We start from the raw sequence: 26,513 nt of genomic DNA, 5'->3' as shown, positions 1-26,513 counted from the left end.
TTCATCCAAAGGGGACAACCATGCACACCGAGCAGACCAGGTCACTGAACTTCGATATCCACGGCCGCGTCACGATCCGCGTCGACGCGAGCGCGCCGGCAGCAAGGCAGCTCCAGACCATGCTGGCGTGCTTCGCCACGGACAAGGACAGCGAAGGGCCGGCCGACATCGTCGTCGACGACCGGCCGGAGCTGATGCCGGATGCGGGTCTGCTGGAGCACGAACTCGCCTACACGGAGAACAGCGTGCGTTTCCAGGCCGACCGGGTCCAGGTCGTGCGGGACGGCCGGCAGTGGCGCATCCACGGGCCGGGTGAGCTGTTGACCTCCGTCGTCCCTATTCTCGATGCCGCCATGGTCGGTCAGGGAGCGGGCATGATCCACGCGGCGACGATGGCGTACCGCGGCCACGCGATCGCGCTTCCCGCCGCCGGAGGAACCGGGAAGACAAGCACCGCCGCCAAGCTGATGCGGCGCGAGGGCTGGTCGTTCATGGGCGACGACTGGGCTTTCCTGGCCGACGACGCCACGATGCTCGGCTATGCCAAGCCGATGTTCATCAAGCCGCACCACCGGGACATCTACCCCCACCTGTTCGAAGGTGTCCGCAAGCCCCTCGTCCCGTCACAGCTGTCGCAGACCGTCGGCCGCCTCACCACGGTGGTCCACCCGTTCGTCATCCGCTACCCCCGCGTTGCGGACTTCTCGCGGCGGTGGTCGCCGGAGCACCGCATGGTCGAGCCAGCGGCCGCCTTCCCCGGGCGTAAAGTGACGACCTCGGCTCCGCTCGCGGCCGCCATCTACATCGAGCGCTTCGAGGGCTCCCGGTCCCGTCTGGTCGAGCGGTCACGGGACTGGATGGTGGATCGCATGCTCGGCAACTTCCACATCGAGATGGCCGGCTTCTCGCAGCAGGTCGTGACCGGCCTCGCGGCCACGTCGGTCGTGCCGTGGCGTGAGCACTTCGCGGCGAAGGGGGATGTGCTGACCAAGTCGCTCGACGGACGGCCCTGCCACCTGCTTCAGGTCCCCTCCGCTTACTCGGCGGACGAGGCATCGGACGACATCGTGAAGCACCTCGAGCAGCTGCTGCCGTCGATCCTCGACGAGCAGGCGTCGGGGGTGGGACACAGTGGGGCACAGTCTTGACCAGGTCACCGCGGTCGTGCCGGCCCGCAACGCGGAGCACCTGCTCCCGCGCTGCCTGGAGGCACTGCGTAAGTCCGGTGTCGCCGAGATCATCGTGGTGGACGGATGCTCCACCGACGGCACGGTCGGCCTCGCCGAAGCGGTCGGCGCCCGGGTCCTGAGTGACGAGGGCCGCGGCCTGCCCTGGGCTCGAACACTCGGCGTGCAGAGCAGCAGCACCCGGTGGGTCCTGCTTGTCGACGCCGACGTCGTCTTCGGGCCGACGGGGGTCGCCGACCTGCTCACGGAGATGGTGGAGGGCGGCTACGACGCCCTCCAGGCCGGCCTCGAAAGTGTCGCTGGACCGGGCTACTGGGGGCAGGCGCTGGCACATCACCATCGCACCGGCCGCAGCCGCAACTGGTTCGGGCTCGTGGCGACGCTCGTCGACCGCGACCTGATGCTGGGCATGGGTTTTGACGACTCGTTCAAGTCGGGGGAGGACATCGAGCTGCGCTGGCGCATGCGCGATTCAGGGCTGCGAACGGCCGTGTCGAAGCGGGTCATGGTCGAACACCGCTTCGCTGCGGACGACTTCGACTTCGCGCTCGATCAGTTCCTCATGGACGGAACGGGTCTGGGACGGATGATCCGCAAGCACGGCTGGCGCGGAGCGAGGCTCGCGCTCCTACCTGCCGCCGCGGCCGTCCGCGGCAGCGCGCTGAGCCTCACCGCGGGCCAGCCCCGGTGGCTGCGCTACTACGCAGCCTTCTGCTGGTACAACTACGCGGGCCTGGCGAGGGGCCTAGCGTCGTGAGGGCTGGGCGGGGGACTACAGTCACGGACGCCTCGACCGTCAGGCACTCGTCCCTGCGCAGCTGGTTCGGCCTCGTCCTGGCCAAGGGCGCCCAGACAGGTGCGGGTTTTGCGTTCTGGATCGTCGCCGCACGTGCAACCTCCGACCGTGAGATCGGGCTCACCGTAGCCGCGGTCTCCGCGGTGATGATCTGCACGCAGCTCGCGGTGCTGGGCGCCGGCTCGGCCGTGATCGTCGCGGTGGGCCGGGGGGAGCCACCCGCGCGGGTGCTCGATGCGGCATTCGCCATCGTGGGGATAGCCGGTACAGTGCTGGCCGTCGGCTACCTCGTACTGCAGTCGGCCGTGGCGCCGGATACGGCCTCGGTATCGATCCTTTTCTGGCTCACGTTCCTCGTAGCCGCCGTCACCGGCACCCTGGTCATCGTGCTGGACCAGGCTCTCGTGGCGTTGGGACGCGGTGCAACCGCGACCCTGAGGTACACGGTGGGCGGCGGAGTAGCACTCGGGGCTGCAGCGCTCGTGGCCTGGCAGGCGCAGGGCGCCTCCGCCGACGTGCTGATGGCCTGCTGGACCCTCGGGACGACCGTCGCATGCGTCGTCGGTGCGGTCCAGCTGCGGAGACTGGTCGGCTACCGGCCGCGACCGACTTTCCGCTCGGCGCGCCGCGGCCGTCCACTGCTGGCTGTGGGTCTCCCCAACCAGCTCCTCACCCTCACCGAGCGCACCCCCGGGCTCGTGCTGCCCCTCCTGCTCGCGCACATGGTGGCGCCGGAGGCCGCTGCCTACTGGTACCCCGCGTGGATGATGGCCTGGGCCGCCTATACCGCTCCGATGCTGATGGGCATCGTCCAGTTCTCCGAGGGTGTCCGCGACCCCGGCCGCCTGGTGGCGAACACCTGGGCGAGTCTGCGCTGGTCGCTCGCCGTGGGAGGTCTGGCTGCCGCCGTCCTCGCCATTCTCGCTCGCCCGCTGCTCAGCCTGCTGGGGGAGCAGTACGCCGACAATTCCACCGACGCTCTACGATGGCTGGCGGCCGGACTGGTGGCGTTCACGGTGCTGCAGGCGTACAACGCCGTGTGCCGGGCCCGCGGTCGGTACGCCGAGGCGATCGTGGTCGGCCTGGCGCTCGGCGTCGCCCTCTGCGCCTCGGCGCTGTCGGTCGCCGACAGGGGTGCCGGCGCGATGGCCCTTTCTTGGGTGGTCGTGCTCACCATCGGCGCCGTGGCGGTCGGCCTCCGGCTGGTCGCCGTCCTCCGGCGACTGACACAGGAGGCATGATGACCAGCACACTGGATGCGCCCACCCGTACGGTAAGGCGCTGGAGAGGCCGTGACGCGTGGTGCGCGCTGGCAGGCGTCGTGTCCCTGGCGCTTGCCGTGGGGGCCGCCTCCACGGTGTCGGTGCCCGTGAACAGCGACCTGGGGCTCGTTGCCCTGCTGCCCTACCCGTTCTGGGCGGGGCTCCTGCTTCTGAACATCGCCTTCGTCGTGGCGCTGCGGGGCGATGCCGCGGGCCCGGCCCGCCGCTCGGTCATGATCTGGCTCATCGTGGTGCTCGTGCTCGTACTTTTCGGGACCGCAGCCTTCGTGACGGACGTCCCGCGAGGTGAGGTCGCGTTCCGGCATCTCGGCATCGCCGACGCCCTTTCGCGCACGAAGGGGATCGACCCGGACATCGACGCATACTTCAACTGGCCGGGTTTCTTCGCCCTCCTGGCAACGCTGCTCGGGGCGACCGGTCTCGACCCGGTGACCGTTGCCCTGTGGGCGCCGGTGTTCAACGTGGGTCTCTGGCTCATGGCCGTGGCCGTGCTGACCGGGTACCTGACGCGCGATCGGCGACGGCGCTGGCTCGCGCTCTGGATCTTCTGCCTCGGCAACTGGCAGGACCAGGACTACCTGTCCCCCCAGGCCTTCGGCTTCTTCCTGCATCTCGTCGTGATCGCGCTGGTCGTCGGCCCGTTGGCCGCGCGGCTCCCCGAGTTCCGAGGCTTCAAGCGCGCCGCACTGGTGTCGTGGTGGCGACGGCGGTCGGCCGCCGAGCGCCGGCCGGGGCATCGGGTGGGCGCCCTCGCGGTGATCCTCCTGCTCGTCACGGCCATCTGCGCGAGCCATCAGCTGACGCCGTTCATGCTGCTCATCGCCATCACCGCTCTCACACTGAGTGGACGTGTATGGCCCAGCCGGCTGCCCCTGATCATCGCAGTCGTGCTGATGTTCTGGCTCGTCTACCCGGCAAGTGCCTATCTCGTAGGGCACCCGCCCCTGGCGGATGCAGGATTGCAGCTCGCAACCGACGCGAATGTCGTCGATCGGGTGAGCGGAAGCGCTGGACACGTGCTCGTCGTGCAGATCCGTGTGGTTCTCACCATCGTGCTGTGGGCGCTCGCCGCGGTGGGGGCGGTGCGCGACTGGCGTCGAGGGCGCCTGGATATCCGGGTTGTTCTTCTCGCCGTCACTCCGATATTGCTCTTCCCCGCGCAGTCCTACGGCGGGGAGATGCTCATACGCGTGTCGCTGTTCGCGCTGCCGTTCATCGCCCTGCAGGCGTGTTCGGTCCTGCTTCCTGCAGAGGGCAGTACACGCCCCTCCTCCCGTAGGGCGGTGTATCTTGCGCTCACCTGCTTCCTGCTGGCCCTGCTGGCCGTGACCGGCAGGTTCGGGAACGCCAAGTACGACGTCTTCACCGACGGCGAGATCGACGCCGTCGCCGCCGTTCAAGAAGTGGCGCCGACCGGCTCGGCAATCATCTCCGCTGCGAACCCGACGCCGTGGCGCAGCGAGGCCTACCTCGAGCACCGGTACCGGACCATCAGTAACCTGTGCCTGTCCGACCTGACGACGGCGACGTGCGGCCCGATTGTCTACGACTACGCCCGGCACAACGCAGCTGGTGCCGTCGTCATTCTCACGCGCTCGTCGGAGGCGAGTCTCGTGCTCCAGGGCACCAGCAGTGCGCGGGAACTCGCCGAGCTGGAGGAGTGGCTGAGCGTGCAGGACGGCGTGGAGCTCGTCTACAGCAATGCTGACGCACGCGCGTATCGGGTGACGCCGTGAACGGCGTCAGCCGGGCCACCCTGGCGCTCGGGCTCGCGGCCGTCGCTCTGTCGCTTGCGACGCTCGCCGGGCTGCCGACACCGCTGCAGGCTGTCGCCGCGATAGCCGTCCTCGTCGTGCTCCCGGGGCAGGCACTGGTGCGACTCATACAGGTGACCGACGTAGCACTCGGCGCGCTGCTCGTCCTGGCGCTCGGCCTCGCCACGCTCACGGCGGTGTCCACGGCGATGTTCTACCTCGCTGTGTGGTCGTGGCAGGCGTGTGTCGTCACGATGGGCGTCATCACCGTCCTCGCATGCACCGCACGCGCACGGCGGGAGGCGACGTCATGATCATCGATCTTGCGGGACTGCTCGCAACCGCCATCCTGCTCGTCACCCTTGTCGCGCTCGAGGTCCGACGCGTCGGGCCGGACACCGTACCGACCTCCGCGGGTGACCGACCTCGCGCTCGGCATGCTGCTCCTTCCGGTGCTCTGCCTCGCTTCGCGGCAGTGACAAGCGTGCGTCGTCACGACGGGCGCCATCAACGTCCTCGCGTCGAGGGCACGCGGACAACAGGCGGCGCCCTGATCGACCTGGCGGGGACTGTGAGCCGGAGGACCGTCGTCATCATGTGGATGATGTACCTGCTCCTCGTCCTTCCCCGCGTACTGGGACTCCTCGCATGAGCGGCGCGGCGCGGTGGTGGCTCCTCAGCGACCTCCACCTCGGCGTGTCCGACGATGACCCCCGACATCAGGGCAGGGTACTGCCCGAGTTCCTGCGCCGCGAGGTACTCGCGACCACCGATCCGCAGCTGAGCGTCGCCTTCGTCGGTGACACGTTCGAGCTGGTCGGGCTCTCCGAGGACGAGAGCCTGGCCCGGCTCGAGTCCATCCTGGCCCACCACGCCGACACGTTCCGGGCGCTGAGGGCATGTGCGGCGCGCGGCGCGCAGTTGCATTTCGTCTGCGGCAATCATGACGTGGAGTTGGCCCGACCCTCGGTTGCCGCCCGCCTGTCGGCCCTGCTGTCACCCGACGAGCCCACCCGGGTCCAGGTCCATCCGTGGTTCCTGCACGTACCCCGCGTGCTGGTGGCCGAGCACGGGCACCAGCACCACTCGCTGCACCGGATACCCGAGGTACTCCGCGCGGCGATCAACGGCACCGACGAGCTTGCCCCCCCACCTCTCGCGGCCTGGAACGCCCAGCCGTCGAGGTCACGCCTGAGCCGTGCCGGGGCTGTCGCCCGGGCCTGCCTGGCGTCCGAGCGGGGAGAACGCCGCGTCCGGGAGTTCGCGTACGACGAGCTCCTGCAGGCCGAATCACTGCGGCTCGAACTCGACGGGGTGGCCGTTCGGGACCTGGCGCACCTGTCCCGGTTCCGGACCGTGTCGGCGCTCCCTGTCGCGGCGACGCGCATGGTGCTCGGGGCCACCGGGCGCCGGGTCACCGGCGAGCAGGCTCCTGCTGCAGCGGGACGGTTCGCACGCACCCTCGAGGCGCACGGTTCCGGGGTGGCCTGGTATGTCTCCGGCCATACCCACCATGCCCTGGAGTCCGCGCTCGAGGGGTGCGCCACCCGGTACGTCAACACCGGCACGTGGTGCTCGGACGTCCGGGGTCGCGGACCCGACCAGTCGGATCGTCGGGCCTTCCCGTACGTCGTGGTCGACGTCGACCCCGACGGCGCCACCAGCGGTGGCTTACGGTATTGGCGTCCGCACGAGGGTTGAGCCGTCCCGGTGGGCGTGAACTACACCTGGGGCTTGCCCTCTGCGACGTCCTTGACGGATTGCGGGGTCTTGCGGCCCAACTGCTGGTCGAGCGCAACGCGGAGCCGCGCCTTCGCGGCGGTCACCCTCGGGGTGTCAGCAGGCCGGGGGTAGGGCGCTGCGTCGATAGCCCACTGCGTGCGGCGCCCCATTCGGCGCGGTCGTCCGCTCTGCGCTTCTGCTCGAGGGAGGCCCTGTCCGCCGTTGTGCGTTGCCGCAGGGTCGCGAATGCGGTCACGGTGGCCAGGACCGCGGCGAGGAGGGCGGCGAAGGGTGCAAGGGCTCCGACGACCTCCCACCACTGGGGGCCGTCGGACGCGATCTCCACCACGATCGGCTCCGGGGGCTGGGTGACGGTCAGGACGAATATGGCGCCGGCCTAACTGCCGCCCCTCCCGTTCCCGGCTGGCCATCGAACCGGCACGAACAGCTCAATCACCCTTCACATTGATGATCTGCCGAAGTGTGTGGCGGATGTCGACGAGCTCGCGGGCGTCCTGCATGACGATGTCGATGTCCTTGTAGGCTGCCGGGATCTCATCGAGGAACGCTGGGGTGTCCCGGAATTCGATGCCCCGCATTGCCTTCCGGAGCTGGTCCTGGGTGAAGGTCTTCCTGGCAGCGTTGCGCGAGTACTCGCGCCCGGCCCCGTGGGGGGCAGAGTCCATCGCCTCCCGGTTGCCCCTTCCTGACACCACCTAGGAGCGCGTGCCCATCGAACCGGGGATGAGGCCGGGACGCCCGGGGTCGGCTGCGATGGCGCCCTTGCGGGAAAGCCACACATCCTTGCCGGAATGGGTTTCCCGGTGCGTGTAGTTGTGATGGCAATTGATGCGCTCGAGCTGCTGCACCGGCTTGCCGACCCAGTGCGTGAACTGGCCGACCACGCGGTCCATCATCTCCTCGCGGTTGAGCAGGGCGAACTTCTGCGCCCACATCAGTTCGCTGATGTAGCGGTCGAACTCAGGAGTGCCCTCCTCGAGGTAGGCGAGATCCCGGTGCGGCAGGCTGATCGACCGGCGCGCACAGTACTCCTGCGCTATCTGGATATGTCGCTGTGCGATGCGATTCCCGACGCCCCGCGATCCCGAGTGCAGGAAGAGCCACACGTCGTCCCCCTCATCCAGGGACACTTCGATGAAGTGGTTGCCCGAGCCGAGCGTGCCGAGCTGCAGGCGCCAGGCCTTCACGTAGCTAGACGGGTCGAAACCGGCTGAGCGCGCATCCTGCTCGAGGGAGTCGATCCGGGGCTGGGCCGAGGGACTCACGCGCTTGTTGTTGTTGCCCGCTGACAGTGGGACGGCCCGTTCGATGGACACCCGCAGCGATCGCCGGTCGAGGCGGGCTATGTCCCGCGCCGTGTAGTCGGTGCGGACGGCCACCATCCCGCAGCCGATATCCACTCCGACCGCCGCCGGGATGATCGCCCCCAGGGTCGGCAGGACCGACCCGACGGCGCAGCCCAGCCCCAGGTGCGCGTCCGGCATCGAGGCGAAGTGCGGATATACGAACGGCATCGAGCTCGTCATCCGGTTCTGAGCCAGCGTCGCGTCGTCGATGATGCTCGCGAAGTTGACGTACTTCTCGGTGATCCACTGCATCCGTCGAGGCTACCGAGCGGGCCGGCGGGAGCGCACGGGGTGTCGGTGCCCCATCGGGTGCTTGCGATCGGGTCAGTGGAGGCGCACCGCCCGCAGCACCGCGTCACTGATGTCCACGTTCCGCCCGTCGGCCGTCCGTTCGACGCGCGGGCGCGACTCGCAGACACGGATATCCCAGGAGTCGTCGAGCAGTTTCGCGATCTCCTGGGGCGTGAAGAAGAGGTCGGGCTGCTGTGGCCGTCCGATTCCGGAGTGAAGGTCCGACGGGTCGTGGGCGACGATGAGCAGGGTCCCGCCGACTCCGACGAGGGTCGTGAGCGAGCTGAAGATGCGGGACCGCTCCGGCTCGGGCAGGTGCACGAACTGGATCGAAACGAGGTCCAGATCCCCAGGAAGCTCGGGCGAGGCCAGCAGGTCTACCTGCCGCCACTCCAGGCGCCCGACGATGGATGTTCCGAGCTCCTCCGTGTGGGAGCGGGCGCGGGAGAGCGCCACTTCGGACACATCGACTCCGAGGACGTCCCAGCCGCGGGATGCGAGCCACACGGCATCAGCGCCCTCACCGCAGCCGACGTCGATTGCCCTCCCGGGGCTGAGGTGCTCGACTTCGGCGACGAGATGCCTGTTCGGCTTCCCGCTCCAGATCCGGGTCCGCTGCCTGTAGCGGTCGTCCCAGAACTCCTGCGTGTATTCAACGTGCATGGTGCGTTCCTCCATCGGGTGCTGCTGCGACCAGGGACACGGCGTCTTCCGTATCCCCGCCTTGCCCATCGCCGAGCCCTTTATCCATTCCGTCGCTGAGCCCAATACCGAGCCCGTCGTCGAGCCCGTGTCGGCGTGTACCAAGGATGCGCTCCGAAACCTCGGCCTCCATCGACGCCGAGAAAGGACCCGCGTAACCGTCTACCGCCCACGCCGTTTCTTCCTCCACGAGGTGCGCATTGATCATCGCACCCGCCATGGTGCCCTCGGCAGCGGCCACGATGACCTGCGCTGAGATGTTGGAGACGTTGCCGGCCACATAGACCCCCGGTACCGCCGTCGTACCCATGGGGCCGGGCTCGATGAACAGGCCCATCCCGGAGGGGTGCTCCTGCATGCCGAGGCCGAGGGCACCCAGCAGGTCACCCCTCGCCCTCATGCGCGTGCCGACCGCGAGGGCCTCGATGTCGAAGCGGCTGCCGCCCTCGACCGTCACTCCGGTAAGGACACCGTTCGTCTCGTCAGCGGAGACCACAGCGCCGTCGACCACCCGGATGGACCTCGCAGCCAGCTTCTCCCACTCCTCCTCGCTGGGGACGACCGTGTCGTTGAGGAAGAGCGTGATGTCACCCGACCACTGCCGGAACAGGAGGGTCTGGTGCACCGACATGGCACCTGTGCCGAGGACGCCGATCCGCTTGCCGCGGATCTCGTAACCGTGGCAGTAGGGACAGTGGACGACGCCGGTACCCCACTGCCTGTCGAGACCGGGTATGGCAGGCAGTTCGTCGATCAGGCCAGTGGTCAGCAGCAGCCGCCGCCCGACGACGACGCGTCCGTCCTCGAGCACGACTTCGAATCCCTCGGAGGCGTGACGGACGTCGGTGGCTTCGGCGGCGACGATGGCGGCACCGTACGCCTCCGCTTCCGCCCGGCCGGCAGCAAGCAGGGCGAGGGGATCCATGCCCTCACGGGTCAGGAATCCGTGGACGCCATGTGCGGGGGCGTTGCGTGGGGCGCCGGCGTCGATCACGAGTACGGAGCGAAGTGCCCGGCTCAGGGTGACGGCGGCGCTGAGCCCTGCTGCTCCGCCGCCGATGACGACGACGTCGTACCGGGTGCGGGAAGCGTTGTGTAGGGATGACATGGTGTTCTCCTTCTGGTGTGCCGATAGATCAAGCATCGGCAGACGGCTCCAAATACGCAAACTTGCTTGCTGGTATGGCAAACTCGGAGACATGACTACTGACTTCGATTCGGTGCTCGGTGCCGTCGGCCCCAGACTCAAGGCGCTCAGGGCGCAACGCAGCCTCACTCTCAGTGAGGTGTCCGCGGCGTCGGGCGTCTCCGTCAGCACGCTCTCGCGGCTGGAGTCCGGTCAGCGCAGGCCCAACCTCGAACTGCTCCTGCCTATCGCCCAGCTGTACGGGGTGCCGCTCGATGATCTCGTGGGGGCTCCGCCCACCGGGGATCCCCGCATCCATTTGCGGCCCATCGAGCACAACGGCATCACCGCCATCCCGCTGACGAGGCGGCCGGGCGGTGTACAGGCTTTCAAGATGGTGCTCGCCGGGGACGCGCGCGGATCGGAGCCGGATCTGCAGGTTCACGAAGGCTACGAGTGGCTCTACATCCTCAACGGTTCCCTGCGCCTGGTGCTGGGGGACAACGACTTCGTCCTGGGGCCCGGGGAGGCCGCGGAGTTCGATACCCACACGCCGCACTGGTTCGCCAGCGCGAACGGGAAGCCGGTCGAATTGATCAGCCTCTTCGGACAGCAGGGCGAGCGGATGCACGTCAGGGCACGTCCGCAGCGGGGCGGAAGGACCGGAACCCCGCCGTCGGACTCCTTATAGGATGGCGCTCAGTCGGATCTACTGACGGGGCCCGTTGACGGGCCAATGGGGGAACGGAAGACCAATGACGCAAGAGCAGCCTGCCTGGATACCGGAAAGTCCTCTGGACGAATCGAGCCGGGCACGACGGCGGCGAGCAGCGGCGGACTCCGGCCCGCCCAGGTTCGTCGATCGTTTTGCCCCTGAAGTCACCAGCCAGGACGGGGCCGCGGCGTTCGGGGGGCAGCACCCCGACGACGACGTCGATCTCACTCTTCAGCGCGTGCCCACCGTCGCGGCCGCGGCCGCAGCCGCCGCTCGGCCGACCGAGGGTGCCCCGACCCCGGCAGCAGACCGGGTTCCGGCGGGCGTGCCGGTCTTCGAGCCCGCGACCGGACCGGTGCGGATCTCGGTGACCCCACCCGGGCCGGCGGTGAGCACCGGCAACGCCCCGTTCCATGGCACCGTCCAGCCCACCGACGCAGACCGAATCGGGGCACAGCCCGTATTGGCACAGCCCGTACTGGCACAGTCGCCTGCGCCGGTGCCCGCGCCGGCCTCGTTCAGTGTTTCTGCCCACCCCAAGCAGCAGGCATCCCGTGCCCTTGCCGAGGGCGAGGTCCGGACAGCCGAACCCTCCGAGGTCCGGACGCCCGCACCCGCCGAGGTGTCTGCACCTGTGGTGTCCGTTGCAGGGCCGAGCGCGCCTCCTACGGGCCTCCGACCGCGGGACGGCCGCAAGTCCTTCCTGTCAGCCGACACCGCCGTCGTTCCCGCGGAAACCGGACTCCGCGGTGTCCTGACGCGCCTCGGGCTGCGGCTGGCGCCGTCACCCGCGGAGGTCGCGGTGCGTGCTGATGTCGCCGCCGTCAGCAGGCATTGGCCGGGGCCGCGCACCATCGCGGTGGTGAACGGCAAGGGCGGGGCCAACAAGACGCCCACCACCGTGATGCTCGCGGCCGTCTTCGCCCGCAACGGGGGAGCGCCCGTCCTCGCCTGGGACAACAACGAGACTCGCGGCACTCTCGGGTGGCGCACCGAGCAGGGCCCGCACGAGGCGACCGTGCTCGATCTCCTCCCACAAACGGGCGCCCTCCTCGCGCCGTCCGCACAATCGGCCCTGCTGGCCCGGTACGTCCACCACCAGACCGCCGACAAGTTCGATGTGCTCCGCTCCAAGCCCGACGTCCTCGCCACGCAGCAGAAGGTGACGTCGGAGGACTTCGATGCCCTGCACGAGGTCGCGTCGAAGTATTTCAGGCTGAACCTGATCGACTCCGGGAACGATGAGACGGCCGAGCGGTGGCTGCGGATGATCCACCACACGGACCAGCTCGTCATCGCGACGACTACCCTCGAGGAGCATGCTGAAGCGGGTGCCCTGCTGCTGGAGGCCTTGCGTGCGCGCGGTGGCCGGTACGGCGAGCTGTCGGAGCGCGCCGTCGTCATCGTGAGCCAGTCGGACAAGAACGGGACCCAATCCCAGGCGCAATCGATTGCCGACGGCTTCGACGATCTTGCCCGCCGCGCCGTCACCATCCCTTTCGATGTGGCGCTGCTCAAGGGCCGCATCCGATTCTCAGCCCTCCGGCCGACGACGCAGCGGGCCTGGCTCGCAGCCGCCGCAGCCGTATCGGAAGGACTCTGAGGCCGGACGGTCCGCACGGAGCCGGGCGGCCCGACCTGTCCCGCAGGTAGCCGGAACGCCGTCGATGCGACAGGATCAGGGAATGACCGACCTGCCGTTCCCCCTCCAGCCGATGCTCGCGAAGGCGGTCGACGCCGTACCCGGACCCGACAGCGTGCCCGGCGGACTCGTCTACGAGCCCAAATGGGACGGCTTCCGGGCCATCGTGCGGATCGAGGACGGTACCTGTGACATCGGCAGCCGCGGTTCGAAGATGCTGACACGGTACTTCCCCGAACTCGTCGATGCCCTGCTCGAACACCTTCCCGACCGCTGCGTCGTCGACGGGGAGATCGTGGTGCGCCGGGGCGAGGCGGGTGCGGAGCGGCTCGACTGGGAAGCCCTGTCCCAGCGGATCCATCCCGCCGAGAGCAGGGTCCGGCTCCTCGCAGGCGAGACGCCGTCCTCGTTCGTCGCCTTCGATCTCCTCGCGATCGGGGACGCCGACCTCACCGGCGTCCCCTTCCGGGAGCGCAGGAAGGCGCTCGAGGGCATCGGCCGGTCCTTCGGCTCTTCGATCCACCTGTCGCAGGTCACCGACGACGTCGACCTCGCCCGGCGCTGGCTCGTCGAGTTCGAGGGTGCAGGCCTCGACGGCGTCGTCGCCAAGCCGCTGGACGCGGCCTACGAGCCGAACAAGCGGCGCATGCTGAAGATCAAGCACCACCGCAGCGCCGACACCGTGGTGCTCGGCTACCGGGTGCACAAGTCGGGGCAGGGAGTCGGCTCCCTGTTGCTCGGGCTGTACGACGACGACGGCGAGCTTCGCAACGTCGGTGGCATCTCGGCGTTCTCGGACAAGCGTCGGCTGGAACTCGTGGAGGAGCTCGATCCGGATGTGATGCGCGATGAGGACGGCGGAGTCGAGCTCGGAGCGACGGATCGCAGTCGCTTCGCCTCCGCCAAGGACGTGTCCTATATACGGCTGCACCCGCGGCGCGTCGTCGAGGTGCGATACGACCAGATGGAGGGCGACCGCTTCCGGCACACCGTCCAGTTCGAGCGCTGGCGGCCCGACCGCGAGGCCCATTCCTGCACGTTCGACCAGCTGGACATCCCGGCGGCCTACGATCTCAGCAGGGTGCTGGCCTGAGGAACATTCGACCGGCCGGTCTGTGGGTGCCCGCGCCTACGCTGGGGGAGTGACTTCCACCTATCTTTGCAGCGGCGTGAGCTGGCACGCTCCAGGGCCCGTCCTGTCCTTGCACGAGGTGCCGGCCGGCGGCGCAGCTCCCGGGATCGTGGGCGACGCATTGACGAGTGACCTTCCCCTGACGGCTGGCACGAGGCTGGCCTTCGAGGTTGCAGCCGAGGGCCGGTACTGCCTGGGCTTCCATCGCGTCCACGGCCGGGATGACCGCACGTGGGTGCAGTGCGCCGACCAGGCGCCGGCCGACCGGGGGCACCAGTGCAGCCGGTGCTTCGTTCAGGACGACGCCCACTTCATGCACGACTTCCATCGCTCGGGCATCGCCCCACCGGGACTGAAGCGCTATCTCGACCAGCCCCACTGGCTGTACGTCGCGACCTTCGCCGACGGTTCGACCAAGGTGGGCACCGCCTCGCACCCCAGGAAACGGGCGCGCCTCGTGGAGCAGGGGGCACTGGTGGCGCAGTTCGTCGCGCACGCGGCTGACGGGCGGGTGGTTCGGATCCTCGAGGACGAGGTCACCCGGGCGCTGGGCCTGCAGCAGGCCGTGAGGTCGGGGGCCAAAGCCGCCGCGCTGTGCGCACCCCTGCCGGCCGCGCAGCTCGAACGCGTGAATGACGGATTCGCCCTGGCGACGCGCGGACTGCTCGAGAGTGGTCCCGCGATCGAAGGGATCGAAGGAATCGACGGGACGGAAGGGTTCGAAGTGGTGCACGAGGAGTTCGATCCGCCGCCGTCGTGGTCGGCCGTCCTCGGCCACGGCGCACCCCAGCCCTACCCGGGAGCACTGGTGCACGGACGGCACGGATTCACCGTGCGCGGGATCCTCGGTCCATCTGCGCTGGTCTCGATCGACGGTACGGATCTCCTGTTCGTCGTCGACCTTGCACAGCTCAAAGGGAGGCGCCTACGGTTCGGCGCCTTCGCCACTCCGGTCCCGGCGGTCCAGGAGGTGCTCTTCTGAACACCTGCCGTACCGTCGGCAGTAGAATCGGGATCATGCTCAATACGCCCTGGGAGACCGGCTCGGACCTCTACCGCAAGCTGGTGGTTTCCGCCCTCGTGACGACGGCCATCGGTATCCTCGTAGCGGTCATCGGAACCGCATCGGGCCAACAGGTTCTCGTCTTCACGGCCATCCCGATCATCGTCGCGGGCATGGTGTGCCATCTCGCCGGCATGGTGATCCGTTCGCGGGACGTTCGCCGTCGCCTGAAGGACAGGCGCTGACGCCGCCCTGATCCTGTGCGGTGGCACTCCCTGCAGGATCCGCCCGCTCGCACGTCCCATTTCCACTGCACGTCCCGACGCGCATCCCGACCGCCCGACGCCGCTTCCACCGGAGGATCCATGACCATCGACCCGAACCTGCAGGGGCGCAGCTACCCTGCAGGAGAGACCTACTCCGTGGGGCGTGAGGCGATCCGCGACTTTGCGCGGGCCGTTCAGGCGACCCACCGCGCGCACTACGATGTAGCCGCCGCCGCCGCCCTCGGTCACGCCGACCTGGTCGCCCCGCCGACCTTCGCGATCATCGTCGCCCAGCGGGCCGATGCGCAGCTGATCAGCGACCCGAGCGCCGGCATCGACTTCACCCGCGTCGTCCACGCAGACCAGCGCTTCATCCACCATCGCGCCATCGTCGCGGGGGACCAGCTGGTCGCCGAGCTGCACGTGGACCAGGTGCGGGCCATGGGTGGGGGCGCGATGATCACCACCCGCGCAGAGATATCGACGGTCGACGGCGTGCCCACCGCCACGACCACGTCATCGCTCCTCGTACGCGGGGAGGACCAGTAGCCATGACCGTGCTCCTCTCGACCCTCGAGGTAGGCCAGCAGATCGGCACCCGCACGCTCGACATCACGCGCCAGGACCTCGTCCGGTACGCCGGCGCATCGGGTGACCTCAATCCCATCCACTGGAACCAGTCCTTCGCGGAGGGCGTCGGCCTCCCCGGAGTCATTGCCCACGGCATGTTCACCATGGGTGCAGCCGTCCAGCTGGTGACCGACTGGAGCGGTGATCCCGCCGCCGTCATCGACTACCAGACGCGCTTCACGAAGCCCGTGGTCGTCAGGGACACCACCGCTCGACCCGGGGAGGCCGGGGCTGTCGTCGAGGTGACCGGTGTCGTCGGCGCGATCGACACCGAGCGCTCCACGGCTCGTATCGACCTCACGGTGACCTGCGCAGGGCAGAAGGTCCTCGTCAAGGCGCAGGCCGTGGTCAAACTTCCATGACGGCGCCCGATACCCGCACCGGAACACGGCTCGCGGACCTGACGACCACGCGCGTCGGCGGACCCGCGCGCCGGCTCATCGAAGCCTCGAGCGAGCAGGAGATCGTGGAGGCGGTCCGCTCCGCGGATGCTGCCGGCGAGCCGCTGCTCATCGTCAGCGGAGGCTCCAACCTGCTCATCGGCGACGAGGGCTTCGACGGGACGGTCATCCGCATCACGTCGACGGGCTTCACGGTGAACGACGATGACGCCACGTGCGGCGGCGTCATGGTCAGGGCGCAGGCGGGCCAGGACTGGGACGAGCTGGTCCACTACACCGTGATGCATGCGTTCTCCGGGCTCGAGGCCCTCTCGGGTATCCCGGGCTCCACCGGGGCGACACCCGTGCAGAACGTCGGGGCGTACGGCTCGGACGTGTCGCAGACCATCGCGACGGTCAGGACCTACGACCGCGAGACCGACCGGATCAAGAGCTTCACGAACTTCGAGCTGTCGTTCGGCTATCGGGATTCGTTGCTGAAGCGCAGCACCGTCAACGGGTCGCCCCGGTACGTGGTGCTTTCGGTCGAGTTCCAGCTCGGCCTGGGACGCATGGGCAAGCCCGTCCGGTACGCGGAACTCGCCCGCGCGCTCGGTATCGAGGTAGGTGCCCGGGCCTACGCCAACGACGTGCGCCGGGAGGTCCTGAAGCTCCGCGCAGGAAAAGGCATGGTCCTCGACAACCCCGACCCCGACACCTGGAGCACCGGGTCCTTCTTCACCAATCCGATCATGGGTGAGGATATCGCCGCGGGCCTTCCCGACGACGCTCCTCGGTATCCGTCCGGGACCAAGGGGCAGGTGAAGCTCAGTGCGGCGTGGCTGATCGAGCACGCCGGGTTCTCCAAGGGCTTCGGGTTGGCGGACGACGAGGGGCACGCTGCGGCGGGAGGGCGTGCGTCGCTCTCGACCAAGCACACCCTGGCCCTGACGAACAGGGGAGGCGCCTCGACCTCGGACCTCCTGTCCGTGGCCAGGCTGGTGCGGGACGGCGTCGAGCGCACGTTCGGCATCCGGCTGGAACCCGAGCCGCTGCTCATCAACTGCGAGCTGTAGCGCCCACCGGCCCGTCCGGTCACCACCGTTATCGGCACGATGCCGCGTCTCACAGCGCGGGGGACCGTCGGGCCTGCTCGGCAGCGGCGCGGGTGAGAACGACGTCGTTCCAGCTGTCCTCGCGCTGCACGAGCCGCCGCGAGCACAGCCACTGGGCCAGTCTCGAGGCCACGCTGATCTGGGCGAGCCTGTCGTGGAAGTCCGGGAGGAGCTGGGGAACCGCGAGGAACTCCGGAAGCGCGTGCAGCAACTCCCGTGCCCCCATGATCTGCACATAGGGCGTCTCGGTGCCGAATTGACGTTCCAGGGCGAGCAGTTCGCGGTCGACACCCGCCAGCCGGGTGGCGGCGACCTCCTCGAGATAACTCCGGAGGTGGAACTGGACCCGCTCGTACCGAAGCAGGCTCTCCGGATGCCGGGTATGGCCGCTCGCCGCGAAGAAGCGCCGGAGGATGGTGTCTGCGTTCAGGGGATCCATGGGGCACATACTGCCCGCGCCCTCCGACCATTTGACGAGGGCGGATCGGTGGATGCGCGACTGTCATCGGGGATGCCTATGATGTGGTGTTCGCACTGATACGTCCGGCCGCCCGAAGCCGACGTGGGGCTGCCCTCGGGCACGGAGGACTGGATGGAACAACAGCACGACGCCGCGCAGGCCCGACCGGTCGGCGCACGTGGTTCGCTGAGGTCGGCCACCTTCGAGGCGACGACGTCGTGTTTTTCCCTGATGGACCTCGAGTTCGTCATCCTGGATGTCAACACCGCATTCTCGGAGGCGACAGGCCTGGCTCCGGAGGAACTGATCGGGCGGCAGGCGTTCGAGGTGTTCCCCGAGAATCCGCAGCAGTCCGACGACGCGCCCGCGCGGACCATGCGCCAGTCGCTCGAACGGGTGATCGCCACGGGGGAGCGCGACGACCTGCACATTCACCGGTACGACATTCCGCACCCGACGCAACCGGGCACTTTCGTGGAACGCTACTGGAGCCCGGTCAACATCCCGGTGCTCGACGACGACGGCGTGCTGGTAGCCATCCTTCAGCAGGTCGAGGACGTCACGGACTACCGCGAGGACCTCGTGAAGGTCCTCGGGTACCTGCAGGAGGAACCCACGGGAACGTCGGCGGAGGGTGCGCGCCGTTTCACCACCTATGCGGCGACTGCCATGGCACACTCCAGCCTCTACCACTCCGCACAGCGTGAGGTGGCGCAGTTGCAGGAGGCGCTCACACGCCGCGCCGTCATCGACCAGGCCAAGGGAATCCTCATGGGCCGGCACCACTGCACCAGCGAGGAGGCGTTCAACCAGCTCAGGAAGCTGTCGAACGACACGAACGTCCCGCTCCGGGATGTCGCCTCGGCGCTGATCTACCAGGCGTCGGTCCCGCCGAGCCCTGATGGGGCCGCCCAGGAGCAGGGTCCGGCCTAGAGGTTGCCGGTCGCGATCATGAGCATCCGGCGAAGGGGCTCCGCGGCGCCCCACAGGAGCTGGTCCCCCACGGTGAAGGCGCTGATGTAGTCGGGACCCATCTCGAGCTTGCGGATCCGTCCCACCGGGATGTCCAGTGAGCCCGTGGCCGCGATGGGCGTCAGTCCGGCCAGCGTATCGACCTTCGTATTCGGGATGACGCGGACCCATTCGTTGTCGGCCGCGATGATCGACTCGATCTCGCTGACCGGCAGGTCCTGCGTCAGCTTGAGGGTCAGCGCCTGTGAGTGGGAGCGCATGGAACCGACGCGCACGCACAGCCCGTCGAAGGGGATGCGCGTGTCCATGCCGAGGATCTTGTTCGTCTCCGCGCCGGCCTTCCACTCCTCCTTGGACTGGCCGTTGCCGAGGTCGCCGTCGATCCAGGGGATCACCGAGCCCGCCAGCGGCACGCCGAACTGCGTCGCTTCCAGGCTCGGGTGGCGCTGCTTGGCGAGGATCGCGCGGTCGATATCCAGGATCGCCGACGCGGGGTCGTCGAGGTTCAGGGCAACGGTGCTGTGGAGGGCGCCGAACTGGTTGAGGAGCTCGCGCATGTGGCGGGCACCCCCGCCCGACGCCGCCTGGTACGTCATGGACGTGCCCCATTCGACCAGTCCGTTGCGGAACAGCCCGCCGAGGCCCATGAGCATGCAGGAGACCGTGCAGTTCCCGCCGATGAAGTCCCGCACGCCGTTCGCGAGCCCGGCATCGATGACGGACCTGTTGACCGGATCCAGCACGATCACGCTGTCCTGCTCCATGCGCAGTGTGGACGCGGCGTCGAGCCAGAGACCCGACCAGCCGGCGTCCCGCAGTTTCGGGTAGACCTCCGCGGTGTAGTCGCCGCCCTGGGCCGTCACGATGATGGGCAGCTTCGCGAGGGTCTCGACGTCGTACGCGTCCTGCAGCATGCCCGCGCCGTCGGCGAACGACGGCGCTGCACCGCCGGCCGCCGACGTGGAGAAGAAGACGGGGTTGATGCGGGAGAAGTCGCCCTCGTCCTGGAGGCGCTGCATGAGGACCGAGCCCACCATGCCGCGCCAGCCGACGAATCCGACGGAGGGCAGGGCCGAACTTTCAGGTGCTGACGTCATGCCCTCCAGTTTAGGCGGGAGGCTGCCGTGGATCCGCTTTTGTGACCGGGGCGTGCCCCGGCAGGCGCGGTGTTACTGGTCCTGCTTGGTCCAGAGGCTGATGCGGTAGCGCGTCCCGCCCGAGGATTCCAGCCAGCCGGTCTCCGGGGTCAGCGCCGCGAGCGCCCATTCGGGCCCGAAGGCGGGAGCGACGGTGTCACCCTCGACCGCGTTTTCGATGACGGTGACGAGGGCGGCGTTGGCCAGTGGCATCGCGTCGGTGTAGACGCGGCTTCCACCGATGATCCAGATCTCCTCGGCGCCGGGACTTGCCTGCGCCGCCCGGAGGGCGGCATCGAGGGAATCGACGATGACGGCGCCCCGCAGGTCCGCGGCTCCCGAACCCGAGATGACGATGTTCGTGCGGTCCGGCAGGGGCCGGAACGTGGAGGGGAAGGACTCCCACGTGCGGCGGCCCATGATCACGGGATGTCCCGTGGTCGTGGCCTTGAAGTGTGCCATGTCCTCCGGCACGTGCCAGGGGATCTTCCCGTCGCGGCCGATCACGCCGTTCTCGGTCTGCGCCCAGATCATGCCGATCACGGGCCGGGATCCGACAGCGTCGAGGACGCTCAGGGTGCGGTGCGGTGCTGCCCCGCTCATACCGCCACCGGTGCCTTGATGGTGGGGTGGTGCTGGTAGTCGACCACGTCGAAATCCTCCAGGGTGTAGTCGAAGATGCTGGCGGGCTTCCGCTTCAGCTCGATACGCGGAGACGGGTACGGCGCACGGGACAACTGCTCGGTCACCTGCTCCACATGGTTGTCGTACACATGGACGTCGCCGCCGGTCCAGATGAATTCGCCGGGTTCCAGGCCGGTCTGCTGCGCCACCATCAGCGTCAGCAGGGCGTAGGACGCGATGTTGAAGGGAACGCCGAGGAACGTGTCCGCCGACCGCTGGTACAGCTGGCAGGAGAGCCTCCCCGGGGCGCCGTCGATGCCGGGGGTGACGTAGAACTGGAAGAACACGTGGCAGGGAGGCAGCGCCATGTTGTGGATCTCCGACACGTTCCAGGCCGAGACGAGGTGCCTGCGGGAATCGGGGTTGGTCTTCAGTGCTTCGACGACCTGCGCGATCTGGTCGATGTGGCCGCCGTCGGGCGTGGGCCACGACCGCCACTGGACACCGTAGACCGGGCCGAGCTCGCCGTCGTCGTCCGCCCACTCGTTCCAGATGGAGACGCCGCGCTCCTGCAGCCACCGGACGTTCGAGTCGCCGCGGAGGAACCAGAGCAGCTCGAGTGCGACGGATTTGAAGTGCACGCGCTTGGTGGTGATGAGGGGGAAGGACTCGGTGAGGTCGAAGCGGAGTTGGCGGCCGAAGACGCTCCGTGTGCCGGTGCCCGTCCTGTCGCTCTTGGCCGCGCCGTTCGCCATGACATCGCGCAGCAGGTCCTCGTAGGGGGTGGGGATGGGGGTGCTCACCGAGCCATTCTAGGGCGAGCGCAGCCCCTGACCCCAGCCGGTGCCCGGTAGACTGCGCGGACCCGTGGACAGCCGACAAATCCGGTCACCTGCCGTTCACCCTGCACCGGAAGACTACAGCCGTGACCATTCCTCCACCCGAGACCGCCCCCGCACCCTTTTCTGCGCATCATCGCGCGCAGTTCGCGGCGTCCGGGCTCGCGCCGGCACCACGGACCCTCCTCGACATCCTGCACTCCACCGCCCGTGAGCACCCCAGCGCCTCGGCGCTCGACGACGGAACCACCGCGCTCAGCTACGCGGAGCTGGTCGCCGCGGCGCAGGGGTTCGCGACGACCCTGCGCGACGCCGGGGTGGGTCGTGGTGACACGGTCGGCGTGCGGCTCCCGTCGGGTACCAACGCGCTCTACATCGCGATCCTCGGGGTGCTCGCTGCGGGCGCCGCCTATGTCCCGGTCGACGCGGACGACCCGGATGAGCGTGCACGCGTCGTCTTCGCGGAGTCCCGCGCCGCCGTCGTCGTGGGGCCGGGCCTGTCGCTGACTCCGGCAGGTGCCGCGCGCGGTGCTACCGGAGACCCCACGCCCGACGACGACGCCTGGATCATCTTCACGTCCGGCTCCACGGGGACACCCAAGGGGGTGGCCGTCACACACCGCTCCGCGGCGGCGTTCGTGGACGCCGAGGCGCGCCTGTTCCTGCAGCGCGAGCCCATCGGGCCCGCGGACCGGGTGCTCGCGGGTCTGTCCGTGGCCTTCGACGCCTCGTGCGAGGAGATGTGGCTGGCCTGGCGGTACGGCGCGTGCCTCGTGCCGGCGCCGCGGGCGCTCGTGCGGACCGGCGTCGACCTCGGGCCATGGCTGGTCGCGCGCGGCATCACGGTCGTGTCCACGGTTCCTACGCTGGCCGCTCTCTGGCCTGCGGACTCCCTCGAGAACGTGCGGCTCCTCATCTTCGGTGGGGAGGCGTGCCCACCCGATCTCGCCCAGCGCCTCGCCGTGCACGATCGCGAGGTCTGGAACACGTACGGACCCACGGAGGCCACTGTCGTCGCCTGCGCTGCCCGCCTCGGTGGCAGCGGACCAGTGCGGATCGGCCTGCCTCTGGATGGCTGGGACCTCGCCGTCGTCGACCAGGACGGCGTGCCCGTGCCGGAAGATGCGGTCGGCGAGCTGATCATCGGGGGCGTGGGCCTGGCCCGCTACCTCGATGCCGAGAAGGATGCGGAGAAGTACGCGCCCATGCCGACGCTCGGCTGGGACCGTGCCTACCGCTCGGGGGACCTCGTGAGGCTCGAAGCGGCCGGCCTCGTGTTCGTCGGCCGGGCGGACGACCAGGTGAAGCTCGGCGGGCGCCGCATAGAACTCGGCGAGGTCGACGCCGCGCTGCAGTCCCTGCCCGGCATCGCCGGTGCGGCGGCCGCTGTCCGGACGACGCCGTCGGGCAACCAGCTGCTGGTGGGCTATCTCGTGCCGGCGTCGGGTGCTGCCGACCTGCAGGTCCTTCGGGAGCTCCTTGCGGCACGGCTCCCCGCCGCGCTGGTGCCGCTGCTGACCATCACCGACGCGCTGCCGACCAAGACGAGCGGCAAGGTGGACCGGAACGCGCTGCCCTGGCCGCTTGCGGGAGGGGACCCTGGTGGACAACAGGACCTCGATCCCCGCGCGCAGTGGATCGCGGACCAGTGGGCCGGCGTCCTCGGGACGGTCCCGGCCGACGAGGACGCCGACTTCTTCCTCCACGGCGGTGGCTCCCTCGCCGCAGCCCGCCTGGTGTCGCTGATCCGCGCCCGCTACCCGGTCATCACCGTCGCGGACATCTACGCGCATCCCCGGCTCGGCGCGCTCGCGGCATTCGCGGCGAGCACGGGCGACGGCGGGGAGCAGCCCGATGCGCCGGAGCGGACCGTTCGCCGCACCGCGCGGAAGTCCCAGGTCTTCCAGACCGTCATGGGCATCCCGCTGCAGTTCCTCGCCGGCATGCGCTGGCTCACCTACGCGATGATCGCCGCCAACGTGCTGACGGGACTCGGCGTCCTGACGGGTGCCCCGACGCTGTCCTGGGGGTGGGTAGCCCTGTCCTGGCTCGTCTTCGTGAGTCCGTTCGGGCGCATGGCGCTGTCCGTCGCGGCCGCCCGCATCCTGCTGCGCCGGGTCGGGCCCGGTATCTATCCGCGCTCGGGGAGGGTGCACCTCCGCCTCTGGCTCGCGGAACAGATCTCGGACAGCGTCGGCGCCGTCAGCCTCGCGAGCGCCCCCTGGGTACCGGTGTACGCGAGGGCGCTCGGTGCGCGGATCGGGTCGGACGTCGACCTCCATTCCGTCCCGCCCGTGACGGGCTTCCTGACTCTCGGAGCCGGAGCATCCGTGGAACCGGAGGTTGACCTGTCGGGATGGTGGATCGACGGGGACCATGTGCACATCGGTGCGATCTCGATCGGGACGGAAGCCGTCATCGGGGCGCGCAGCACCCTGATGCCGGGCGCGAGGATCGGGGCCGGTGCCGAGGTGGCGCCCGGGTCCGCCGTGCAGGGCGCCGTGAAGGCCGGCCAGCTCTTCTCGGGTTCCCCGGCGACTCGGGCGGGCAGGTCCAAGCAGGAGTGGCCGGATGCCCCGCCGGCGCGCTCGCGGCTGCACGCCCGCCTGTCCTTCCTGGCGTTCGCGGCGGCATCGGGCGTCCTCGCCCTCATCCCCTTCATCGCCGCCACCATCGCCGCCGTGCCCGTGGTGGCAGCGCTGCGCGGAACGCCGTCACTGTCGGTTGCGTGGTTCTCGCTGGCAGGTCCGGTGGTACTCGCCGCGATCCTCTGGCTCATCGTCAACGCGGCCCTGATCCTCCTCACCGTCCGGCTGCTGGGCGTGGGGCTGAGCGAGGGCCACTACCCGGCGCGCAGCCGCATCGGCTGGCAGATCTGGGCAACGGAACGCACGCTGGACATGGCCCGTGACCTGCTCTTCCCCCTCTACTCCAGCCTCCTCACCCCGATGTGGCTCCGGCTCCTCGGAGCCCGCGTGGGCAGGAACGTCGAGGCCTCCACCGTCCTCCTCATCCCGAAGATGACCACGATCGGCGAGGGCGCCTTCCTCGCGGACGACACCAGGGTGGCCTCCTACGAGCTCGGCGGCGGCTACCTGCGGATAGCCCCGGCCAAGATCGGCAGGCGGGCGTTCCTCGGCAACTCGGGCATGACCTCGGCCGGACGCCGGGTCCCGAAGAACTCGCTCGTCGCCGTCCTCTCTGCGACACCCGCGAAGGCCAAGGCCGGAAGCTCGTGGCTGGGAAGCCCGCCGTCGCGCCTGCGCCGCCTGGCCGTGACCGGCGACCGCGGCCGCACGTTCCAGCCCTCCGGAGGCCTGAAGGCCGCGCGCGCCTTCTGGGAACTCTGCCGCGTGCTGCCCATCATCCTCACGGTGATGATCGCCGCGGCGTCCCTGGTGATCTTCGATGCCCTGGCCCTGTGGGGCGGATACGCGGTGGCGGCACTGCTCAGCGGGGTCGTGTTCATGGGGCTGGGCGCGGTCGCGGCAGGCAGCGCCGTCGTCGTGAAATGGCTGCTCGTGGGGCGGATCTCCGCCGGCGAGCACCCCCTCTGGAGTTCCTTCGTGTGGCGGAACGAGGTGGTGGACACCTTCATCGAGAGCGTGAGTGCGCCCTGGTTCGCGAGGGCCGCAAGCGGGACACCGGCGCTGGTCTGGTGGCTGCGTGCCCTCGGATCGAAGATCGGGCACGGGGTCTGGTGCGAGAGCTACTGGCTGCCGGAGGCGGACCTGGTGACGCTCGGCGCCGGCTCTACCGTGAACCGCGGCTGCGTGGTGCAGACCCATCTCTTCCATGACAGGATCATGAGCATGGACACCGTCGAGCTCGCCGCAGGGGCAACCCTGGGCCCGCACAGCGTGATCCTCCCCGCCGCCGAGATCGCCTCCGGCGGGACGGTCGGTCCGGCGTCGCTCGTGATGCGGGGCGAGACGGTTCCCGCCGGCACCTACTGGATGGGTAACCCGGTCAGCTCCTGGTCGGGGCCGGTGCGTGGGCAGTAGCTCCGAGGACCTCGCGCCGGACCCCTACACGCCGTCCAACGGCAGTACCGCCTATCGCGTAGGCCACTACGACCTCACGCTCGACTACAGGCCGGCCGGCAACCGACTGGCGGGCCGGGCCGTCCTCACGATGACCGCGCACCGCGAACTGCACCAGCTCGAACTCGACCTCAGCGGCCTGCGGACCACCAAGGTGACGTCGGACACCGTCCGCGTCCGCTCGTACAAGGACCGTGCGGGAAAGCTCCTGATCACCTTCCGCGATCCCGTGCCGGACGACGCCGAATTCAGGCTCGACATCCGGTACGAGGGAAATCCAGCACCGATCGGTGGCCCCTGGGGTGACGTCGGGTGGGAGGAACTGACCGACGGCGTGATCGTGGCGGGCCAACCCACGGGAGCGCCGTCGTGGTTCCCCTGCAACGACCACCCGGCGCAGAAGGGCTCCTACCGTTTCACGGTGACCACGGACACCGGGTATCGCGCCATCTGCAACGGCGTCCTCGTCTCGCGCATCGCGAAGTCCAGCCGGACCACCTGGGTGTACGCGCAGGCGGAGCCGATGGCCACGTACCTGGCGACGGTCCAGATCGGCCGTTACGACCTTGTCGCCCTGAACGATCCCGCGCAGCCCGCCGTCGGCCTTCCAACCCGCCCCACCCCGCGAGATCCGGCGAGCCCCGTGCCCCAGTACGCCGCCGTCCCGGCGTCCCTCGTGCCGGCGGCGAAGGCCGCCCTGGCCCGGAACCACGAGATGATGTCGGCCTTCGAGGAATGTTTCGGGCCGTACCCCTTCCCCCAGTACCTGGTGGTGGTCACGGACGACGAGTTGGAGATACCACTCGAGGCCCAGACCTTGTCCATCATCGGCCGGAACCACCTCGACGATGGCTGGGACGCGCAGCGCCTGATCGCCCACGAACTGGCGCACCAGTGGTTCGGTAATGCGGTCACGGCCGCTCGCTGGCAGGACATCTGGCTTCATGAGGGCTTCGCCTGCTACGCCGAATGGATCTGGTCGGAGGCGGGCGGATCGACGACGGCGGACTCCCACGCGCGGTCCACGCACCATCGGCTCAGCCGTGAACCACAGGACCTGGTCATCGGTGACCCGGGAGCGTCCGGCATGTTCGACGACCGCGTTTACAAACGCGGCGCCCTCGCCCTTCATGCACTGAGGAGAGCGGCCGGCGACGACGCCTTCTTCGGGTTGCTGCGCTCATGGTCCAAGGAGAACCGGTTCGGTGCGGTAACGACGCCGGACTTCATCGCGCTGGCGGAGCGCACCCTGCCCACGGCCGACGTCGAGGTGCTGCTGACGCACTGGCTCTTCTCGGAGGACCTGCCCGCACTGTAGGGCGCCGCCG

25 protein-coding genes and 1 pseudogene are annotated in these 26,513 nt (G+C 69.1%); 18 read left to right on the top strand and 8 right to left on the bottom strand.

Annotated elements, in window-relative coordinates; genetic code table 11:
• Positions 1–20: 20 nt before the first annotated feature.
• The 7 genes from D6T63_RS00875 to D6T63_RS00845 are packed head-to-tail and all read left to right on the top strand — an operon-like array spanning position 21 to position 6,721.
• A complete protein-coding gene (locus D6T63_RS00875) occupies positions 21–1,148 on the top strand; it encodes a hypothetical protein (RefSeq protein WP_120147141.1) in 1,128 nt (375 codons plus the stop codon).
• Entirely contained in the window at positions 1,132–1,944 is an 813-nt protein-coding gene (locus D6T63_RS00870; protein ID WP_120147140.1) for a glycosyltransferase family 2 protein, read from the top strand. Before D6T63_RS00875 ends, D6T63_RS00870 begins: the two co-directional genes overlap by 17 nt.
• Entirely contained in the window at positions 1,941–3,224 is a 1,284-nt protein-coding gene (locus D6T63_RS00865; RefSeq protein ID WP_120147139.1) for a lipopolysaccharide biosynthesis protein, read from the top strand. The genes D6T63_RS00870 and D6T63_RS00865 overlap by 4 nt, the downstream gene beginning before the upstream one ends.
• Positions 3,224–5,002 carry a glycosyltransferase gene (locus tag D6T63_RS00860; protein WP_120147138.1) on the top strand — a complete coding sequence of 593 codons (1,779 nt, stop codon included), beginning with the start codon at positions 3,224–3,226 and terminating at the stop codon, positions 5,000–5,002. The genes D6T63_RS00865 and D6T63_RS00860 overlap by 1 nt, the downstream gene beginning before the upstream one ends.
• A complete protein-coding gene (locus D6T63_RS00855; protein WP_120147137.1) occupies positions 4,999–5,334 on the top strand; it encodes a hypothetical protein in 336 nt (111 codons plus the stop codon). The genes D6T63_RS00860 and D6T63_RS00855 overlap by 4 nt, the downstream gene beginning before the upstream one ends.
• Positions 5,298–5,672, top strand: coding sequence for a hypothetical protein (locus D6T63_RS00850; RefSeq protein WP_147394276.1), 375 nt, complete (start codon positions 5,298–5,300; stop codon positions 5,670–5,672). Before D6T63_RS00855 ends, D6T63_RS00850 begins: the two co-directional genes overlap by 37 nt.
• Complete coding sequence (locus D6T63_RS00845; RefSeq protein ID WP_120147135.1) at positions 5,669–6,721, top strand: metallophosphoesterase family protein; 1,053 nt, start codon at positions 5,669–5,671, stop codon at positions 6,719–6,721. Before D6T63_RS00850 ends, D6T63_RS00845 begins: the two co-directional genes overlap by 4 nt.
• 121 nt (positions 6,722–6,842) lie before the next feature.
• On the opposite strand, the gene D6T63_RS00840 is transcribed toward D6T63_RS00845, so the two are convergent.
• From D6T63_RS00840 to D6T63_RS00825, 4 genes and pseudogenes are all read right to left on the bottom strand, one after another.
• Positions 6,843–7,091 carry a hypothetical protein gene (locus D6T63_RS00840; protein ID WP_120147134.1) on the bottom strand — a complete coding sequence of 83 codons (249 nt, stop codon included), beginning with the start codon at positions 7,089–7,091 and terminating at the stop codon, positions 6,843–6,845.
• Between the two features lie 100 nt (positions 7,092–7,191).
• Positions 7,192–8,361: pseudogene (locus D6T63_RS00835) on the bottom strand (RtcB family protein).
• A 72-nt stretch (positions 8,362–8,433) separates the two neighbouring features.
• Positions 8,434–9,063 carry a class I SAM-dependent methyltransferase gene (locus D6T63_RS00830; RefSeq protein WP_120147133.1) on the bottom strand — a complete coding sequence of 210 codons (630 nt, stop codon included), beginning with the start codon at positions 9,061–9,063 and terminating at the stop codon, positions 8,434–8,436.
• The gene (locus D6T63_RS00825; RefSeq protein WP_120147132.1) at positions 9,053–10,210 is read right to left on the bottom strand and encodes an NAD(P)/FAD-dependent oxidoreductase; all 1,158 of its coding nucleotides are present in this window, start codon (positions 10,208–10,210) and stop codon (positions 9,053–9,055) included. The genes D6T63_RS00830 and D6T63_RS00825 overlap by 11 nt, the downstream gene beginning before the upstream one ends.
• Positions 10,211–10,301: 91 nt before the next feature.
• Here D6T63_RS00825 and D6T63_RS00820 point away from each other — a divergent pair, with 91 nt between their 5' ends.
• From D6T63_RS00820 to D6T63_RS00785, 8 genes are all read left to right on the top strand, one after another.
• Positions 10,302–10,919: a helix-turn-helix domain-containing protein gene (locus tag D6T63_RS00820; protein ID WP_120147131.1), complete on the top strand. Its 618-nt coding sequence runs from the start codon at positions 10,302–10,304 to the stop codon at positions 10,917–10,919.
• 64 nt (positions 10,920–10,983) lie between these two features.
• Positions 10,984–12,546, top strand: a complete 1,563-nt coding sequence (locus D6T63_RS19095; protein ID WP_182976824.1) for a MinD/ParA family ATP-binding protein — start codon at positions 10,984–10,986, stop codon at positions 12,544–12,546.
• A gap of 82 nt (positions 12,547–12,628) precedes the next feature.
• Positions 12,629–13,678: an ATP-dependent DNA ligase gene (locus tag D6T63_RS00810; protein ID WP_120147130.1), complete on the top strand. Its 1,050-nt coding sequence runs from the start codon at positions 12,629–12,631 to the stop codon at positions 13,676–13,678.
• 49 nt (positions 13,679–13,727) lie between these two features.
• Entirely contained in the window at positions 13,728–14,699 is a 972-nt protein-coding gene (locus D6T63_RS00805) for a DUF2797 domain-containing protein (RefSeq protein ID WP_120147553.1), read from the top strand.
• 35 nt (positions 14,700–14,734) lie between these two features.
• On the top strand, positions 14,735–14,965 hold the full coding sequence (locus tag D6T63_RS00800) for a hypothetical protein (protein WP_120147129.1): 231 nt from the start codon (positions 14,735–14,737) through the stop codon (positions 14,963–14,965).
• A gap of 120 nt (positions 14,966–15,085) precedes the next feature.
• Positions 15,086–15,535, top strand: coding sequence for an FAS1-like dehydratase domain-containing protein (locus tag D6T63_RS00795; protein WP_120147128.1), 450 nt, complete (start codon positions 15,086–15,088; stop codon positions 15,533–15,535).
• 2 nt (positions 15,536–15,537) lie between these two features.
• Positions 15,538–15,978 (top strand): MaoC family dehydratase, encoded by a 441-nt coding sequence (locus D6T63_RS00790; RefSeq protein ID WP_120147127.1) that lies wholly within the window; start codon positions 15,538–15,540, stop codon positions 15,976–15,978.
• On the top strand, positions 15,975–17,072 hold the full coding sequence (locus D6T63_RS00785; RefSeq protein ID WP_120147126.1) for a UDP-N-acetylmuramate dehydrogenase: 1,098 nt from the start codon (positions 15,975–15,977) through the stop codon (positions 17,070–17,072). Before D6T63_RS00790 ends, D6T63_RS00785 begins: the two co-directional genes overlap by 4 nt.
• A gap of 49 nt (positions 17,073–17,121) precedes the next feature.
• Here the strand turns inward: D6T63_RS00785 and D6T63_RS00780 are convergent, their stop codons facing one another.
• Positions 17,122–17,550, bottom strand: coding sequence for a hypothetical protein (locus tag D6T63_RS00780; RefSeq protein WP_120147125.1), 429 nt, complete (start codon positions 17,548–17,550; stop codon positions 17,122–17,124).
• A 153-nt stretch (positions 17,551–17,703) separates the two neighbouring features.
• Between D6T63_RS00780 and D6T63_RS00775 the strand changes: the two genes are divergently transcribed.
• Positions 17,704–18,504, top strand: coding sequence for an ANTAR domain-containing protein (locus D6T63_RS00775; RefSeq protein WP_120147124.1), 801 nt, complete (start codon positions 17,704–17,706; stop codon positions 18,502–18,504).
• Here the strand turns inward: D6T63_RS00775 and asd are convergent.
• The 3 genes from asd to D6T63_RS00760 form a co-directional block, all read right to left on the bottom strand.
• The gene (gene asd / locus D6T63_RS00770) at positions 18,501–19,640 is read right to left on the bottom strand and encodes an aspartate-semialdehyde dehydrogenase (RefSeq protein ID WP_120147123.1); all 1,140 of its coding nucleotides are present in this window, start codon (positions 19,638–19,640) and stop codon (positions 18,501–18,503) included. The genes D6T63_RS00775 and asd overlap by 4 nt on opposite strands.
• 72 nt (positions 19,641–19,712) lie before the next feature.
• On the bottom strand, positions 19,713–20,282 hold the full coding sequence (locus D6T63_RS00765) for a dihydrofolate reductase (protein ID WP_120147122.1): 570 nt from the start codon (positions 20,280–20,282) through the stop codon (positions 19,713–19,715).
• On the bottom strand, positions 20,279–21,058 hold the full coding sequence (locus tag D6T63_RS00760) for a thymidylate synthase (RefSeq protein WP_235830516.1): 780 nt from the start codon (positions 21,056–21,058) through the stop codon (positions 20,279–20,281). Before D6T63_RS00760 ends, D6T63_RS00765 begins: the two co-directional genes overlap by 4 nt.
• A gap of 170 nt (positions 21,059–21,228) precedes the next feature.
• Between D6T63_RS00760 and D6T63_RS00755 the strand changes: the two genes are divergently transcribed.
• Together D6T63_RS00755 and D6T63_RS00750 are read left to right on the top strand one after the other, a co-directional pair.
• Positions 21,229–25,146 (top strand): Pls/PosA family non-ribosomal peptide synthetase, encoded by a 3,918-nt coding sequence (locus D6T63_RS00755; protein WP_235830465.1) that lies wholly within the window; start codon positions 21,229–21,231, stop codon positions 25,144–25,146.
• Positions 25,136–26,503 carry a M1 family metallopeptidase gene (locus D6T63_RS00750; RefSeq protein WP_120147120.1) on the top strand — a complete coding sequence of 456 codons (1,368 nt, stop codon included), beginning with the start codon at positions 25,136–25,138 and terminating at the stop codon, positions 26,501–26,503. The genes D6T63_RS00755 and D6T63_RS00750 overlap by 11 nt, the downstream gene beginning before the upstream one ends.
• Positions 26,504–26,513: the final 10 nt, after the last annotated feature.

Source organism: Arthrobacter cheniae, from assembly GCF_003602275.1.
Classification (GTDB): domain Bacteria; phylum Actinomycetota; class Actinomycetes; order Actinomycetales; family Micrococcaceae; genus Arthrobacter_D; species Arthrobacter_D cheniae.
This window is presented reverse-complemented; position numbering and strand designations above follow the sequence as displayed.